12 protein-coding genes and 1 riboswitch are annotated in these 16,850 nt (G+C 36.3%); of the genes, 7 read left to right on the forward strand and 5 right to left on the reverse strand.

Going from position 1 to position 16,850, the window contains the following annotated elements; translation table 11 throughout:
* Positions 1–9: 9 nt before the first annotated feature.
* The 3 genes from CXF85_RS07415 to rsgA all read right to left on the reverse strand — a co-directional run bounded on the left by CXF85_RS07415 (position 10) and on the right by rsgA (position 2,485).
* On the reverse strand, positions 10–396 hold the full coding sequence (locus CXF85_RS07415; protein WP_101227862.1) for a BlaI/MecI/CopY family transcriptional regulator: 387 nt from the start codon (positions 394–396) through the stop codon (positions 10–12).
* 126 nt (positions 397–522) lie between these two features.
* Positions 523–1,416: an archaetidylserine decarboxylase gene (asd, locus tag CXF85_RS07420; RefSeq protein WP_198555527.1), complete on the reverse strand. Its 894-nt coding sequence runs from the start codon at positions 1,414–1,416 to the stop codon at positions 523–525.
* Positions 1,417–1,426: 10 nt separating this feature from the next.
* Positions 1,427–2,485, reverse strand: coding sequence for a small ribosomal subunit biogenesis GTPase RsgA (gene rsgA, locus CXF85_RS07425; RefSeq protein ID WP_101227863.1), 1,059 nt, complete (start codon positions 2,483–2,485; stop codon positions 1,427–1,429).
* A gap of 381 nt (positions 2,486–2,866) precedes the next feature.
* Between rsgA and orn the strand changes: the two genes are divergently transcribed.
* From orn to CXF85_RS07460, 7 genes are all read left to right on the forward strand, one after another.
* Positions 2,867–3,412 (forward strand): oligoribonuclease, encoded by a 546-nt coding sequence (orn, locus tag CXF85_RS07430; protein ID WP_101227864.1) that lies wholly within the window; start codon positions 2,867–2,869, stop codon positions 3,410–3,412.
* Positions 3,413–3,523: 111 nt separating this feature from the next.
* Positions 3,524–5,323: a DUF885 domain-containing protein gene (locus CXF85_RS07435; protein WP_101227865.1), complete on the forward strand. Its 1,800-nt coding sequence runs from the start codon at positions 3,524–3,526 to the stop codon at positions 5,321–5,323.
* A gap of 272 nt (positions 5,324–5,595) precedes the next feature.
* Positions 5,596–5,678, reverse strand: a riboswitch (cyclic di-GMP riboswitch).
* Between the two features lie 204 nt (positions 5,679–5,882).
* On the forward strand, positions 5,883–7,748 hold the full coding sequence (locus tag CXF85_RS07440) for a tetratricopeptide repeat protein (RefSeq protein ID WP_232771122.1): 1,866 nt from the start codon (positions 5,883–5,885) through the stop codon (positions 7,746–7,748).
* Positions 7,748–8,284: a hypothetical protein gene (locus CXF85_RS07445; RefSeq protein ID WP_101227866.1), complete on the forward strand. Its 537-nt coding sequence runs from the start codon at positions 7,748–7,750 to the stop codon at positions 8,282–8,284. Before CXF85_RS07440 ends, CXF85_RS07445 begins: the two co-directional genes overlap by 1 nt.
* Before the next feature lie 99 nt (positions 8,285–8,383).
* Entirely contained in the window at positions 8,384–9,997 is a 1,614-nt protein-coding gene (locus CXF85_RS07450) for an EAL domain-containing protein (RefSeq protein WP_101227867.1), read from the forward strand.
* Positions 9,998–11,129: 1,132 nt separating this feature from the next.
* Positions 11,130–12,578, forward strand: coding sequence for a putative bifunctional diguanylate cyclase/phosphodiesterase (locus CXF85_RS07455; RefSeq protein ID WP_198555529.1), 1,449 nt, complete (start codon positions 11,130–11,132; stop codon positions 12,576–12,578).
* Between the two features lie 457 nt (positions 12,579–13,035).
* The gene (locus CXF85_RS07460; RefSeq protein WP_101227869.1) at positions 13,036–14,895 is read left to right on the forward strand and encodes a methyl-accepting chemotaxis protein; all 1,860 of its coding nucleotides are present in this window, start codon (positions 13,036–13,038) and stop codon (positions 14,893–14,895) included.
* A 125-nt stretch (positions 14,896–15,020) separates the two neighbouring features.
* On the opposite strand, the gene CXF85_RS07465 is transcribed toward CXF85_RS07460, so the two are convergent.
* Positions 15,021–15,392 (reverse strand): gamma-butyrobetaine hydroxylase-like domain-containing protein, encoded by a 372-nt coding sequence (locus tag CXF85_RS07465; RefSeq protein WP_101227870.1) that lies wholly within the window; start codon positions 15,390–15,392, stop codon positions 15,021–15,023.
* 68 nt (positions 15,393–15,460) lie between these two features.
* A complete protein-coding gene (gene hslU / locus CXF85_RS07470) occupies positions 15,461–16,792 on the reverse strand; it encodes an ATP-dependent protease ATPase subunit HslU (protein ID WP_101227871.1) in 1,332 nt (443 codons plus the stop codon).
* Positions 16,793–16,850: the final 58 nt, after the last annotated feature.

A 16,850-nucleotide genomic window follows, 5' to 3' on the forward strand; every position in this document is an offset into this window, starting at 1 on the left:
AAGTTAATTTTACTCTTTATTGTCTAGAGAGTTTAATAACTGGCGAATATCATTAATTTCTTCATCGCTAGTTGAATCATCGATAGCGCGCATCACTAACTTTGAAGTTGAGCCACCAAAAGCTTTAGTTATTAAGTCTTTAATCAGTGATGATTGCGTTTGTGTTTGACTGTTAGCTGTAGCATAAATATGAGCACGATTACTTTCATCTCGGATGACCAGTGATTTTTCATGCATAATTTGGAGTATTTTTAATACGGTGGTATAGCCAGTCTTTTGTGTAATACTTACTACATCGTGAATTTGTCTTACCGTTGCAGGACCCATCTTCCAAAGCACATTGAGTAGTGTTAACTCGGCTTCTGTGGGTTTGACTGCAGAATTTTCATGCGCCATGTACATATCCTTATTCGATAGTTTTATAAGTTAGAGACTAAATACGAATGCGATCGTATTTAGTCTTAGCTTATATCGAGTACAGTAAATGAGCAACCGTTTTGTTTGGTGACTATTTATTGGTAACTATTTTTCGCCCTTATTGAGGCTAGCATAAAGCTCGCCAAGACGAGTGACAGTCCCCGGTCCAGCATTTTCTGCAAATTCACTAATCATTTTAGGTGCGAAGGTGCTCACAACGGTTGAACCTAGCTTAAATCGACCCATCTCATCACCTTTATTAAAGGTAATCGCATCTTCTCCATCTTTAGGGTATTGCCATCTGAATATATCTTTTCCTGCCGGTGGAGTGATAGTGCCACCCCAAGTTGTTTCTATGCTGGCAACAATCGTTGCACCAACCAATACCATGGCAAGTTCACCCATTTCAGTATCAAAAATGGCAACAACACGTTCATTTCGAGCAAAAAGATCAGGCACGTTTCGAGCGGTAAGAGGATTAACTGAAAATAGCTCCCCTGGAACATAAATCATTTCACGTAAAGTAGCTGCCATTGGCATATGAATACGGTGATAATCTTTTGGTGCTAAGTAGATACAAGAGAACTTTCCACCTTGAAAAGGTGCTGCTGTTTTTTCATCACCGCCTAGTAAAGAGCTTAAGCTGTAATTGAAACCTTTTGCTTGGATAAGTTGCCCGTCGATAATGTCACCTTGTTGGCTAATCGCACCATCAACGGGATAACATATGGCATTTTCACTACTATCAATAGTTCGAGCACCTTCTTCTAATTCACGGGTGAAAAAGTTATTAAAGGTATCAAAGTCGCTAGCCTTTTTAAGCTTGGCTTCATTCATATTGATACCATAAGACTCAATAAAAAGCTTGATAAGCTTAGTAGTCAACCAACCCATTTTTGCAGCCGCTAATTTACCTACTAAACGTGAAATAGCGTGTTTAGGCATGATGTACTGCAAGGTGATTTTAATTTTATCGCTAAGATTATTTTGTGAAGACACTCATTTTTCCTTAATTATTAAAACGTGAGGTTAATTTATTATCATTGAGGCTAGCTAATATACGTTGAAAGCTTGCTAGGCGAGCAGGATTGATTTCTTGCTTTTCTCCTGCCGCTATTAGGGCACAGCCAGGGTCTGTTTGATGCTTACAATCTCTAAACTTGCACAAACCAAGAAAGTCGGAGAACTCAATAAAACCATGACAAACTTGTTCTGGCGTTAAATGCCATAAACCAAACTCGCGAATACCAGGTGAGTCAATTAAATCACCACCTTCATTAAAGTGGTATAAGCGTGCTACGGTAGTGGTGTGTTGCCCTAAACCTGAGTTATCTGAGACTTCTTTTGTTAGTATCCCTAAATCTGGCATGAGGGCATTAACTAACGTTGATTTGCCAACACCTGATTGACCAACAAAAATACTAGTGTGCTGTGTAAGTTGCATTTTTAGTTCGCTTATACCATCACGGGATTTACTACTCGCGTAAAGTACTTGATAACCAATATCTTTATAAATTTTTAGTTGTTTAGCTATTTTCTCTTGTTCCCCAGCGCTAATACTGTCTAATAAATCAGTTTTATTGAGTACAATAACAGGCGTAATACCCGTTTGCTCTGCAGCCACTAGGTAACGGTCAATAATATCGCTATTAAAAACGGGCAACACAGAAGAAACAATGAGAATTTGACTGATATTTGCCGCGATAGGCTTAACACCATCATAAACATCGGGACGACTTAGTACAGAGTCACGCTCATGAACGGCCTCTATTATACCTGTGATGCTATGCTGAGTTTCTCTGCCCAGACGCCAAAGTACTTTGTCTCCACAGACAAGCGAGCCAATAGAGCGACGTAAATTACAACGGTATATTTCACCAAGTTCGCTTTCGACATCTGCATGTTGTCCAAATCGACTAATAATAACGCCTTGCTGAGGAGTGCCTAAGTCGTCATCTTCCCATTGCACTTTATCTTTATTTTTAGTGGTTTTACCATGTAATCTATTATCATGATTGGCTTTAATGCGCCTTTGCTGACCTTTGGTCAGTTTTTTTACCTTAGACAAGTGACTTATTCATACGATTTAATTTGATCCAACATTTAATTTTGACCCGACTTGGTTGTAACGGGTATATACCCGTTATCAATCAAGATGCATGTTTCAGAGTGCTTGAGCAATTTCAATTCAAGGCGCTGTGATGAAATAATGGTTATTCCCTTATAAATCACAGCAACGATGAAGTGATTTTGCTCAAGCGCTTCTTCGATGGGTTTAAAATGACTTTATACGGCGTTAAATAATTAAACCATAGAATGACTATGCCTAAATAATTTGCCTTGCTTAAAGTCATTTTAATTCCCACTGAAATCCTGCACTTTGAGTGGTAACGGGTATATACTAACAATTATATACCAATGTTTATGCATTTTTTTTTAAGGGAAGTTTATGGCGGGTAATGATAACAATTTAATTTGGCTTGATTTGGAAATGACAGGATTAGAGCCAGCAGAGGATGTGATATTAGAGATCGCTATCATTATCACCGATAGCCATTTAAATACCTTAGCGCAAGGACCAATATTTGCCATCAATCAAAGCGATGATGTGTTAGATAATATGAGTGAGTGGTGTATTGAACATCATGGAAATTCTGGTCTCACTCAACGTTGTCGTGACAGCAAGGTGAGCTTAGCGCAAGCAACTGAGCAAAGCTTAGCTTTTGTACAAGAATGGGTACCTCAAGGTAAATCACCTATGTGTGGTAATAGTATTGGCCAAGATAGACGATTTATTAATAAGTATATGCCTGATTTTGAAGATCATTTTCATTACCGTAATATTGATGTTAGTACTATTAAAGAGCTGGCAAGACGTTGGAAACCAGAGGTCTTAAAATCGGTAGTTAAAATTGGCGCTCACTTGGCGCTAGATGACATCAAAGAGTCAATATCTGAGTTAAAAGTATATAGAGAGCTTCTCTTCAAACTATAACTTGAACCCTGCTCTACATCTATAAGTAGAGTAGGTATAACATTAAATATACAAATTATTTAAGGCATGAATAGCTATTATCGTGCCGCTTCCTATTTTTGAGTATTATCAATGAAAAATGTAGCCACTTACCTAGTGCTCTTACTGATTAATATCGGCCATATAAATTACAGTAATGCTGCTAGCACAACAGATAACAGTATTAATGCTGATCAACAATTAGCTAGTATTATCCAAGTTCATGAAGAATTCTATCTAAAATCAAGCCCATTCAATCAACCAGATGTTGTGGGTAATAACGCTAAATTACCCGATTTGTCGGCAGATTCTTTACATGCTAAGTATCAGCAAGGTTTGTCTATTTATCAGCAGTTAGCCGCATTAGATAATGAAAAGTTAACACAAGAAAATCAGATTAACTTATCGGTACTTGTATACAGTTTAAAAAACAAGCTAGATAGTTACACCAATAAAGAGCATTACATGCCTCTTACTGCAGAGTCAGGGTTTCATGTCTGGATAGCAAATATCTCAAAGCAAGTTGATTTTAAAACCTATAAGGATTATCAAGATTATCTAGCACGTCTATCGGCTCTTCCTCGATATTTTGACCAACAAATCCATTGGATGAAACTAGGACTGAAAAGTGGAATTAGTCAGCCTAAAATAGTGCTTGAGGGATTTGAACATTCTATTGCGGCTTACATAAAAGAAAATATTTATGAGAGTAGTTATTATTTACCTTTTAGCAAAATGTCAGCTTTTATTACCCCTAGCCAACAAGATGACTTGCAGCGAAGAGCTAAGCAGATTTTAATCACTAAAGTTATGCCGGCATATCAGGCCTATTATGACTTCATGGTTAATGAATATCAGCCTAATGCTCGTGATAATATTGCCGCTAAGTCACTTCCTAATGGTAATGAATATTATCAAAATAGACTAGAGCACTATACCACTTTACCTATGACGGCAATGCAAGTTCATCAACAGGGACTGTCTGAAGTTAAGCGTATCAGAGCCGAGATGGACGAAATCATCGAACAAGTTAGTTTTGAAGGTAGCTTCAGTGAGTTTGTGCAATTTTTACGTACCGATCCCCAATTTTATGCCACGACACCAACTGAGCTATTAAAAGAAGCCTCCTTTATTGCTAAGAAAATGGATGCCAAATTACCTAAATTATTTAAGACGTTACCAAGAACTCCATATGGTGTAATGGCTGTGCCTGCTAATATAGCGCCTAAATATACAACAGGACGATACGCAGGATCATCACGAGATGACCAACCGGGGAATTACTGGGTCAATACTTATAGATTAGATCGTCGACCACTTTATGTTTTAACAGCACTGACACTTCATGAAGCAGTACCAGGTCATCACTTACAAATATCGTTAGCAAAAGAGATGAAGAATGTAGCGAAGTTTAGAAACAGAACCTACATCTCTGCTTTTGGTGAAGGTTGGGGCTTGTATTCTGAATACCTAGGTATAGAAGCAGGTATGTATGAAGACCCTTACCATAACTTTGGTCGTTTAACGTATGAAATGTGGCGAGCCTGTCGCTTAGTTGTAGATACAGGTATGCATACGCAAGGCTGGAGTCGCACTCAAGCAATGGATTTTTTAGCTAATAATACCGCCTTATCACTGCATAATGTAAAAACGGAAATAGATCGTTATATCTCATGGCCAGGGCAAGCGTTATCTTACAAGCTGGGTGAGTTAACCATTAAGCGTTTACGAAAAGAAGCAGAACAAGCTTTAGGCGAGGATTTTGATTTACGAGATTTCCATGACGAGTTATTGATGCGTGGTTCAATGCCATTAACTATGTTGGATAAAATAATAACGCATTATATTAGTGAGAAAAAATCCCTCGTTCAACAATCTAAAAATACGGGGTAATACTATTTGGAATGAAAGTAACGACGTTGTTGGATCGTTAGGGTATTTGAAGATGATCACTTATTTAGAGCAATTGGTATAACTACTTTTATAAAGTGCCTGATATAGAAATATGCTGTGTTAGGCTCTAGTAGTTTACTACGATGAGTTATTTCTTTTATATAAACAGGAAAGAGTTGTTATATTGAAAATAAAGAGGGGGGCGACGCAAAGAGAACGGAAGAAACAGATAGTGAGCTATCGAGTTGAGATAAGCCCCCACTATATCTAAACTTGGCAGTCCCGCTATCATAGGTTTCCCTTTAGACCGGTAACTTTGCGTCTCTAACTTTCATTAGATTTGCCCTTAGCAAGCTTTGAAGCTCAACTACAGTTATTATAGGATGAATTCTATAAATGTAAACAGAAAATACTATTTTTGTTTACCTTTATAAGGTAAATATAGTAAAAAGTAATATTAGGTTGCACTGTATTGTATCCAATACTTTGTTTTTCAATAACTAATGGTATGAATATGGCGATAAAACGGTTATTTCTTTTCATGACTTTTCCTTTTAAAGTGCAATTATTGTCTTTTTTTATAGTGACTGCAGCCTTTGCACAGTCATCGCCTGAGCAAGCGATACTGAGCAATCAAGTGCAGAAATTATTAAAAGTAAATGATGAAATGGTTGATAGGGATACAGTGAAATACCTATTGGAAAAAATCATTAATAATCGACAACATTACTCAAATGATATCCTCGCTAAAGTCTATTTACTTTCAGCAAGGGGAGCTAGTAAGCAAGGAAATATAAACCAAGTATTCGAGTTTGCTCAACATGGCTTAGCAGTGAATAGTCTAGATAAAAAAGTTAAATTAGCGTTATTGCTGAAGTTAGCTGATGTTTATATTGCCAGGAAGCATTATAAAAAGTTACTAGAATTAACCCAAGTAGCAGTAAAAAATAGTGAAGTTACAGGGAGCATTAAGTATCAATTACTTTCGTTAAGTTATCGCAGTGTCGCGTTGTCAATGTTAGGAAAGCACCAAGGTGCTTTAGCTGATTTACAGCAAGTCGAACAGGGGATCAGTAAAAGTGAATTGACAGAGTATATAGAATTATTGACTATTTTAGCTTTGGCCTATCATCATCTAGGTGATTATCAAACATCGTTAACTATGCAATTAAAAATATTGAAATCAAAATTTGAAATGGGACAAAAAAATAATATTGCTCAAACCTATTTATACTTAGGTTATGCCTACTTTAATTTGCAGCGCTTTGATGATGCATATAATGCCTATTGGGAATCTAAAAAGGCAGCTCAAAAGAGCGATAGTCCTATTAATGTTGCTCATGCAAATAAGGGATTAGGCCTTACCTTAATAAAACAAAAACAATTTCATCAAGCACTTGTGCCTTTACAGCAAGCAATAGAAATATTTTCCCAACATAATATTCAATCTGAACGTATAGAGACTTCTGTGGCTTTGGTAAGCGCAAAGTTGAGCGTTAAGCAAACCCTTGATGGTTATAACTTATTAATTGAAGTAATAAAACTTCTTGATGGCAAGGATATCTCATTAAAGTATGCAGGTTTTTATCGAATGGTTGCTGAAATGCACTTTGTGAAAAAAAACTATCAAGTTGCTTATCGCTGGCAAGAAAAGCATAGTCAAGTCTTGCTTGATAAGCTTAAAGACAAGAATAAATCCTCCCAAATAGTGCAAAGATTTCCTTTTTTAGCTTTGGGGCAGGCACTTAAAGTAGAGCCAATTGAAGAGTCGAAAAGGCTAGCGGTAAAATTGGCAGAAAGTAGTGAGCTGTCGAGTAGTTTTACTGAAAAGTATCAAAAACAAAGAGTCATCATCACAAGTTTGTCGGCCTTAGTTTGTTTATTATTAGTCACCTTAGTGGGCTTCTTTTTGAGATTAAGAGCACAAAAAATGAACCTGGCCTATGAAGAAATGGAAAAACCCAGTTATGCAATAGCTGCTCCCATGCAAACAAAGTTTAATTATCAATTAGCCTTTCAGAAGGCAAGACAGTTTAAATACTCTCTAAATGTTGGTTATCTTATTGTAGACAATTGGCAGGAACTTGTTTTTCACTTCAATAAAAAAAGCATCAATGAGGTGACGAAGGAAATCGCCAGCCTTATCAATGATCACATATCTGAATTTGATTATGCGGGCTTGCTAAATGAGGGGGAGTATCTGTTATTATTTGAGCATCAAAGTAGTCAAGAAGTCAGTGTTAAACTCGATAATCTGGTGCAAGCTATAAATACACGAGCTTTTGCCAACTTAGGCGATTTTTCAGTAACGATGAAATACTCGTTGAATACTCCTGATTTTAAAGATATTGACCCATATCTCTTTTTGGCACGTATTGCTGAATCTGTTAATATCGAGCAAGTTAACCAGTCTAAGGTATCGTAATGTTTTTTGTTTTAGTTATAACCGTTGTTTTTGTCTTCATTAGTATCTACTTCTTTTTTCGCGCAGAAAAACTGCAAAGACAGCTAATAAGTCAGCAACGTGAAAGTTTGGCCACCCGTAAGGAAAATAAATTATTAGTGGAGTCTATTACACTCGTTGCCACGCGAGAGCAAGAGTTCTCTAAAGCAAAATTACAACGTTTAAAAGCGTATGCTAAAGCCAACGATGACGAACAACTTTTGCTACATACAGAATTAATCAGTCCATTAATTAACAATTACAGCATTGTATTTAGGGAGTGTCTAAAAGGAAAAGGTCGACTAAAATCGGTTAGCCAGAAGTGTTTTGCAAACCAGGATAGTTCGGCTTATAAAAAATTCGTAGCATTGATAGTAACCAGCGATAAAAAATTAAAACGTTATTGGTCTAGTGATAACCTCAACGGGTTCCTGTTTTTAGTTGATGCTCTGCTTACAATAGATGAAGGTAACTCCAGTCGACCTATCAAAGACAAGAAAAGTAATTGTCATTCCTAATATAACAGCTTAATAACGTGGTATATCTGTACAAAAGGTCATATTTTTAATAGGCTAGGGCATTACTTTGATGAAATTTCCTAGGATGGGGGGTTAAATATGAGTCGTTTTAACGCCAAGTACATTTTACTATTTATTATTCTTATTGTAATTGTTGCTCTATCTACGCTTTTTGCACAACAATACAGTGAAAATTTTCCGATCAGCTTGATTGCTATTATTAGCTATCTTGTTGCGGTTATCACCGCGACTGTTTTAGCTCTATTATTCATTCAAAAATCATTCAGTTCAACGGTTGTAAAAGCGGATACTGAAATTATTAGTGTTGAAGAGCTGTTTTCTTATACCCATGATCCTACCACTAACTTACCAACAGCACAGCAAGCTCAAAGAACTTTTGAAGCGGCCATCAAGTCTAACACGGGACAACGTTATGCTACTGTGGTCTTCAAACCAGTTAATTTCCAGCAAGTAAATAGTTTATTGGGCCATCATAATTCTGACTTGTTATTATTACAGCTTGCATACTGTTTACAGCAAAAAATCTCTGATAATGTAAGTTTGTTAAGTTTTGGTTTTAGTCCTGAGCCTGTCCGTATTGCTCGTTTACAGAGTTTACAATTTTTGGTGGTATATAACTTAACCGATAGTCGATTTGATGATGAAATTATGCTTGATGAACTCTGTCATCAATTAGCTGACTCTGTCCCTAATGCTATGAGTTTTAAGAGTTTCTCTTTGAATTTTGAACTCGCTTTTGGTATTGCTATTTCAGGTGAACATGGCGATAACTTTGATGAAATTATCGCCCATGCAGGCGATGCTTTATTAAATGGTTTACAGAAACAGCAAGCCATTAATTATTTTGATAAAAAAAGTATTGTTTATAACCAAAGTCAGCTCGCTAGGATGGAGGCAATACGTCAAGATATTAAAGAAGAGAAGTTGTTTTGTTATTTACAACCACAAGTCAATATTAATAACCACAATATTGTAGGCTTCCAATTGAGGGTTCATTGGTATGAAAGTGAGCTGGTTAAACCATTAGAACTCTATGATTTTTCCGAGCTTGCTGAGCATAGTGGTGAATTGTATCTATTGACAAAGCAGATGTTAAAACAAGCATTTAATACTCTTGAAAGTTTACACAATATAGGCGTGTATCAACGTATTTCTGTTACTTTGTCTAGTGCAAGTTTATTTGAGGTGGATCTAGTCGATTACATCGAGACAAAACTGCAACAGCATAAAATATCAGGTAAATACTTAATGATTGAATTGAGTGAAAATGTAATGATTAGTGCGAGTAACCGAGTAAAAGTCATTATTGATCAGCTTAAGTCATTGGATATAAAAATTTCTATTGCCAATTTTTCAGGTAGTTATGAGTCGTTACGTTATGTAAGGAAAATGGCGATTCATCAACTTAAAATCAATTGTCAGCAATTAAGTAACGACAGTAGTAATCGAGTAGATAAGGCAATAACTAATGCACTTGTTACTTTAACTCGTAGTATGAAAATCCCCCTTGTAGGCACCGATATTGATAGGCATGATGCGTCAGAAGCTTATATAACTATGGGTGGAGAGTTAATTCAAGGAGATATTATTCATTCAGGAGTTGTTCCTGACGAAATAGAAATATGGTTAGAGAAATGGTACTTACAGCACCCAGGATCTATCCCTCCAGAAGCGAGACCATCTATTTATTAGTCCTACTTTATTCAATATCGAGTACTTCTTGTGATCATATACTCTCGGTATTCTCAGCATGGATATGGCCATCAGCGAACACGGTAACCTCGGTAGAGTTAATGGCAGCATTTATTGCTAAATACTTTGCTTACTTACCTATAGCAGTTGTTACCATTAATGATTGGTTAGGAATGTCGATATATTCTACAAATCGACACTGCTATAACAAATCATCCATTCCTAGTCGTATTCTCAGCACATTGTGTAATACTTACATTAATAGGCCCTCTCAGTATTGAGTCGCATCAATAGTATCAACTGAACTGAACTAAACACCTATAATACAGGTGGTTAGCTGAGAGGTAAGAGACCTTTTGTTATAAAATAAAGAGTTCAGCTAATGTATAATTTTCTGATGAAATAAAATCTATTATATATTTTATTTCATTTACGGGTATTACTTGAATTTAAAGGTAAAAGCCTTTTTAATAGCACTAATGATTTGGCACTAGAACCAAACACACTTTAAAAGTATATTCGTTCAAAAAGGTACATTAATAGCCATGATTAAAGTTGTATTATGATCGAATTTATAACACCCCGGACATTTCTTTTTTCGACGCAAGCCGTGGTTTTTTCAGTGCTATTATTTGTTTTTTATACTTATTATCGTACATTTCTTCGTAAATACGTTAAATATTGGTTAGTAAGTATTGGCGCGCTATGCCTTAGTTATTTAATCAAATCTATTATACCTTATTCTACTAGCCACCTTTCAAGTGATTATTGGCTGATTCTAGCGGAATTACTACTTCAGATTTTCCAATATTCCTTCCTGATTTTCCTTGGGTGTGGCGTTTTTAATGCAAAAACGAATAAGGAAATACCTCCGAAGATATTAAGGGGAAGTCTCGCTGTAATTGTCGTACTCAGTATTGTCACTACAGTATTATTTGCCTTTGATTCCAGCCAAGCATTTAACCATTTTTATTTAACCGTTAGCCTCCCTAGTTTTATCTTTGGTTGCTCTTTCTTTTCTTTAGCCAGCTACCTTTTATTTGATAAAAAAAGCTATTTTTCAAGTAAAGTCTTAATGTATTTTTCGGCCACGTTTGGCTTACGGTACTTAATATATTCTTTTATATCCATTGTGGCTTTAACAGAACCCTGGTTTCGTCAACTAGAGTCATTCCTATTGTATTTTGATGTTGCTGCACATAGCATCCTTGGCTTTACTTTACTCATTTGGATGCAAGGTGCTGAAAGGTTTGCAGCTTTAAATGCTATAAATAGAGCACAATACCTTGGTAAACATGATTCATTAACGGGAGCACTTAATCGTGAGCAAGTGATGGCGAAGTTGTCAGATAAAATGCTTGAACTGACACAGACAAATAAAGTAAATAAGAGCCAAGTAAAGCTGGCAATTTTTTTACTAGATATAAAACAGTTTAAATTTATCAATGATACTTATGGCTTAAAAATAGGGGACTATATTCTTGGGGAGATAGCCAATCGTCTAAATCATAGTGTTTTCATTCCACAAGCGGTAGGTCGTTTAAGTGGTGACTCATTTATGTTTGTCATTGAATTTGAACAGCTATCGCATGTCGATCGAGCCGTAGACCACCTTCATGAACTTATTGAACGTTGTTTCCACTATGAGCAGCAAGAAATAAAAATTCAAGCTAGCGTCGGATATTGCTTTTATCCAGGTGATGCCGATAAATCAGAAGATTTACTACAAAAAGCTAACCTTGCGCTGCATCATGCAGAAACCAATAATATACCAACAGTTGCTTTTGAAGACGGTATGCAAGCACAAGGTAGACATTTAGTCTTGATGGAGAAGCAGTTAAGATTGGCATTAGAAAATGATGAATTTATTTTATATTATCAACCGCAATTAAACTTATTAACGAATAAGCTTGAGGGTGTCGAAGCGTTAGTGCGTTGGCAGCACCCTGAGAAAGGCGTGCTTCCGCCGAGTGAGTTTTTATCTGAGATGGAAGCTTTGGGTATGCATAATGAATTTGATAACTATATTTTAACCAAAGCCTGCCAAGCAAGTGAACGCTGGTTTAAATTATATCAACGTCGTGTAGCTATTGCTGTGAATATAACCGCTGTTGAATTTCAAGATGAGCAACTGGTTACTAATATGCAAATGTTATTGCAAAAATATGGTATCCCTTCTAAATATATTGAATTAGAGATTACTGAAAACGTTGTTATGACTGATATTACTAGGGCAATGAATAGTATTATTAAATTGCAAAGCATGGGTATTAAAGTATCCATTGATGATTTTGGCACAGGCTATTCGTCTTTGGCCTATTTACGAGACTTGCCGATAGATAAAATAAAAATTGATCGAAGCTTTATTCAAGAAGTGGAAAGCAATGATTCAGATCTTACTATCGTTAAGTCCATGATCGATCTGTCACATGGATTAGGTAAAAGAGTTTTAGCTGAAGGTGTTGAAACAGTAGAACAACTCAATTTACTACGTCATTTAGGCTGTGATGCAGTACAAGGTTATTATATTAGCAGACCACTGCCTGAAGAAAAATTGGCGCGGTATCTTGAAAGGAAATAGGTTAAATAAAAGTTATACCTAAGCTTATAAACTCCAATTATTTAATCAAATAACTCTCCTTAATTAGCTCTCAAACAATAAAGTAATAGGCATGTATATTGTAATCACGAGCATGTCTGGGATTTTGCTATTATCTAAAAATAAGCAGTATTTAACGATAAGTTATCAATAAACAAACAAAAAACAAAAAATTAAAAATTAAAAATTAAAAAGTATAAAAGTATAAAAATATAAAAATATAAAAAAATATTAACAAAAATCTGATAGTTACCGATACAGGTCTATACTAGAAGGAGGAAGGCTGAGTAGGTTTCCTTTTTCTGTTGTATTTTGTATTTCGCTGTCTTCATAGCAATACACTACAGAGGAAAGGTAAAGTTACATGGGCTAAGGATAAGCTAAATTTTCCACTATCAATTTTTATATTATTTAGATTAAACTTTAAAGGTAAAATTCTATGCTCATAAAACACAAACTAATCATTAATACCGGCATCCTAGTGTTGGCAATGAGCCTAATGCTAGTATTACTGAATTATGCAAGTTCAGCATTACAACATGATATATCGATTGCAAAGGGTATAGGTGATATTAAAGCTTCTGTACTTGAATTAAGGCGTGAAGAAAAAGATTTTTTTGCCCGTAAGAATCTGAAGTATGATGATAAGTTTCAAAGTAAAATAAAGGAAGCTCACTTTCAAATTAAGCGATTATCGTCAGACTTTACAGATATTGGTTTATCAATACCAGAATTGGCTAGTATGGGTAATATTCTTACTCAATATCAAACACAGTTTACTAACGTTGTTACCTTGCAAAAGAAAATCGGCCTAGATGCTAAATCTGGCTTGTACGGGGAACTTCGTGCTGCTGTTCATAATGTGGAAGAGCTTATTGGTAATGATGATTACCGTTTACGAAGTGAAATGTTACAACTGAGACGTAATGAAAAAGATTTTATGCTACGTCTAGATGATAAATATGTAGATAAACTTAAAAGTAATGTTAGTAAGTTACTTAGCAGTGTTCAATCGAGTAATTTTTCGTCCTCTAAAAAGCAGGAAGTTAGTAAGCTTACCAAAGATTATCAAACCGCTTTCTCCAATTTAGTTATGGCTCAAAGAGAGTTGGGTTATAACGAAAAAATGGGCGTAATCAAGGAAATGCGTAGTGTAGTTCATCAAGTTGATAATGAACTTAAAAAACTATTAACTAAAAGTGAACAGGCAGTGCAAGACAGTGTGAGTTATGTAAATACTCTAGCTTACAGTTTGTTTTTTATTGTGTTATTGGTGGCTTTAGCGAGTGCTTGGTTCGTTGGCAAAAGTATCTTAGATCGAATTAGCAACTTACAACTTACCATGAACAAAATTGCTCAGAGCAATGATTTAACCACTGAAATAGACGTTAGCGGTGGTGATGAACTCTCTGAAATGGCTAAAGTATTTAACCATATGTTAACTAATTTTCGTTCACTTATTGTTGAAGTCAATCACTCAGTTGTCACACTTAATACCGCAACAGGTAGCTTGGCTGAAAATATTTATAACGCCAATGAAGGTGTTGAGACTCAAATGCAGCAAACAGACCTTGTTGCTACAGCGGTCACAGAAATGGTCGCAACGGTAGATGAAATAGCGACTAATACTCGAGAAGCAGCTCATAAGGCCGAGCTAACAAATAGCAATGCTGGAAAAGGTAAAACAGGGGTAGAGCAAACAATAAAACAAATAGGTCAGCTATCTGCGAAATTGTTAGATTCAGAAAATGTAGTCAAGGAGTTAGAAAAAGAAAGCATCACCATTGCCTCAGTATTAGATGTTATTCGTGGTATTGCTGACCAAACTAACTTACTTGCTTTAAATGCCGCCATTGAAGCTGCTAGAGCGGGTGAGCAAGGTCGAGGCTTTGCTGTTGTTGCTGATGAAGTCAGAACGCTTGCGAGTAGAACTCAAGACTCAACTCAAGAAATTGAAACCATCATTGGTCTATTGCAAAAACGTACTCAAGAGATTGTAATCTTAATGGCGCAATGCCGTAATCAGGGAAAAGAAAGTGCGGAGCAAGCGAGTTCAGCCGGTGCTATGCTCGATGAAATAGCACAAGACGTTTCGCTAATAATGGAAATGAATAGTACTATAGCCACTGCCATCCAAGAGCAAAGTACTGTTGCCTCAGAAGTTAATCAACACGTAGTGATGATCAGAGATGTGACAGAGCAATCAGGTAACTCAGCGAAACAAAATGAGCAGATGAGTGAAGAGTTGTCTCAACAGGCACAAGTGCTAACGACAGAAGTGAGTCGCTTCACAGTTTAAACTAATGTGTAGACTTACCTTGGAAATGATGTAAATAAAAAAGCCCTAACTCTTTTGAAGGTTAGGGCCTTTTTTATTGGGCTGAAAACATAAAGCGATTATATTGAGTCGACTAAATTAGCTAATTATAACTGTTTAAAATTAATCATAGTTTCACGGGAATGACCACTGGTCTTCAGCTCATTTAAGTAACTCTGCCAACGAATCTCATATTCCAAAGCTAATGTTTGGACATAGTCTTCACTATAAATAGCGCTATGTTCATCATCAAAAATAAAGCGATAACCATGCTTTGCGACGCTCTCAATGTTGACTAACAATATATCCTTTTTATGAGCGGTAACTTGACTGGTCTTTGGTTTTTTAGTTGAGTTCGCTGGGGAGCTAACACGCAAATATTCAAAGCTAAGTTGTGTGTTTTTTATCGCTGCACTAGCTGAGAACTCAATAGTCAGATTATGTAGGGTATTATCTATAATAAAACGGGCTATTTTCATTGCAGTAAAGAACCTTTTATTTTATTTAGCTAAGATAATTTTTGATTATCTTAGCTAACACCAGACTACTAAAGAATAAATCGACTCAAATCTTCATCTTTAACGACTTCACTTAATATTTTAGTAACATAAGCTTTATCTATGCTGATCACTTCACCACTGCGTTGGTCTGCATTGAATGATAAATCTTCTACTAAACGCTCCATCATAGTATGTAAACGACGAGCACCAATGTTTTCAGTAGTCTCATTAACTTGCCAAGCCGAATCTGCAATAGCTTTAATACCATCATCGGTAAAGGCAACCGTAACACCTTCAGTTGCGAGTAATGCAATATATTGTTCAGTAAGTGAAGCAAAAGGTTCAGTTAGAATACGAACAAAATCATCAGCTGTTAGTGCTTGTAATTCAACACGAATTGGCAAACGACCCTGTAGTTCTGGAATAAGGTCAGATGGTTTTGACATTTGAAAGGCGCCTGAGGCGATAAACAAAATGTGATCAGTTTTAATCATACCGTGTTTAGTACTGACCGTGGAGCCTTCAACTAATGGTAGTAAATCGCGTTGGACGCCTTCACGAGAGACATCGCCGCCGCCTGAATTCTCAGCACGCTTACATATCTTGTCAATTTCATCGATAAAGACAATGCCGTTTTGCTCTACCGCATAAATAGCTTTTTGCTTGATGTCATCGTTATTAACAATTTTAGCCGCTTCTTCTTCTTGCAAAGCTTTAAGGGCATCTTTAATGTTAAGTTTACGTTTGTTGGTTTTATCACTAGACATATTTTGGAACATGTTTTGTAATTGAGAAGTCATATCCTCCATGCCTGGCGGAGCCATTATTTCAACACCGGCAGAAGGTGCAGCTAAATCAAGTTCAACTTCTTTGTCGTCTAATTTACCCTCACGTAATTTTTTACGGAAAATTTGACGAGTATTGCTATTACTGCTTTCTTCATCATTACCAAAGCCATCACGTGCAGGAGGTAAAAGCACATCTAAAATACGTTCTTCAGCGGCTTCTTCAGCAAGATGTTTTACACGATCCATTTCATTTTCTTTGACCATTTTTATTGCCATATCAGCAAGGTCACGAATAATGGTTTCAACTTCTTTGCCTACATAGCCCACTTCGGTGAACTTAGTCGCTTCCACTTTAATAAATGGCGCATTGGCAAGTCTAGCTAAACGGCGAGCAATTTCAGTCTTACCAACGCCGGTTGGTCCAATCATAAGGATATTTTTAGGGGTGACTTCGTTACGTAAACCCTTGTCTAATTGCATTCTACGCCAGCGATTTCTTAAGGCGATAGCAACAGCGCGTTTGGCGTCACTTTGGCCAACAATGTGGCTATCTAATTCATGAACGATTTCACGTGGGGTCATATCTGACATTATTTATTCCTCGTTACTACCTGAGGAGTACTTAACTCAGACTCAGGTAATATATTAA

This window comes from Colwellia sp. 75C3, from assembly GCF_002836255.1.
Classification (GTDB): Bacteria; Pseudomonadota; Gammaproteobacteria; order Enterobacterales; family Alteromonadaceae; genus Colwellia.

What these genes read in the sequence shown, in the direction of transcription:
- CXF85_RS07415 (WP_101227862.1), bottom strand. Translation starts at nt 396, where the DNA reads ATGGCGCATGAAAATTCTGCAGTCAAACCCACAGAAGCCGAGTTAACA.
- orn (WP_101227864.1), top strand. Translation starts at nt 2,867, where the DNA reads ATGGCGGGTAATGATAACAATTTAATTTGGCTTGATTTGGAAATGACA.
- CXF85_RS07435 (WP_101227865.1), top strand. Translation starts at nt 3,524, where the DNA reads ATGAAAAATGTAGCCACTTACCTAGTGCTCTTACTGATTAATATCGGC.
- CXF85_RS07445 (WP_101227866.1), top strand. Translation starts at nt 7,748, where the DNA reads ATGTTTTTTGTTTTAGTTATAACCGTTGTTTTTGTCTTCATTAGTATC.
- CXF85_RS07450 (WP_101227867.1), top strand. Translation starts at nt 8,384, where the DNA reads ATGAGTCGTTTTAACGCCAAGTACATTTTACTATTTATTATTCTTATT.
- CXF85_RS07460 (WP_101227869.1), top strand. Translation starts at nt 13,036, where the DNA reads ATGCTCATAAAACACAAACTAATCATTAATACCGGCATCCTAGTGTTG.
- CXF85_RS07465 (WP_101227870.1), bottom strand. Translation starts at nt 15,392, where the DNA reads ATGAAAATAGCCCGTTTTATTATAGATAATACCCTACATAATCTGACT.
- hslU (WP_101227871.1), bottom strand. Translation starts at nt 16,792, where the DNA reads ATGTCAGATATGACCCCACGTGAAATCGTTCATGAATTAGATAGCCAC.